The sequence below is a fragment of the Streptomyces durhamensis genome, from assembly GCF_000725475.1.
Classification (GTDB): Bacteria; Actinomycetota; Actinomycetes; order Streptomycetales; family Streptomycetaceae; genus Streptomyces; species Streptomyces filipinensis.
The window spans coordinates 1-345 of record NZ_JNXR01000149.1; the positions used below are offsets into that span (position 1 = coordinate 1).

Genomic DNA, 345 nt, shown 5'->3' on the forward strand with positions numbered 1-345 from the left:
CGACGCCATCACCACACACCCGCCGGTGACCAGCGGCAGGAACAGCTCCAGCCCCGAAATGTCGAACGAGATCGACGTCGACGCCAGCCACACGCTCTCACCGTCACCGCCGGCGACGTCCGCCATCGACATCAGCAGGTTCAGCAGCGCCTGGTGCGGGATCATCACACCCTTCGGCCGGCCCGTCGAACCCGACGTGTACAGCACGTACGCCAGCTCACCAGCCCCCGGCAGCACACCCAGCGACTCCGCCGACTCACCGGCGATCGCCTCCGCGTCCGCGTCCAGCAGCACCCGACGCCCGCCGAACTCCGCAGCGTCCACACCGGACTCGGTGATCAGGAC

General features: G+C 69.0%; 1 protein-coding gene. It reads right to left on the minus strand.

Annotated elements, in window-relative coordinates:
• A partial coding sequence (locus tag IO33_RS45410; protein WP_245236079.1) for an AMP-binding protein occupies window positions 1–324 on the minus strand: 324 nt, incomplete at its 3' end.
• Window positions 325–345: the final 21 nt, after the last annotated feature.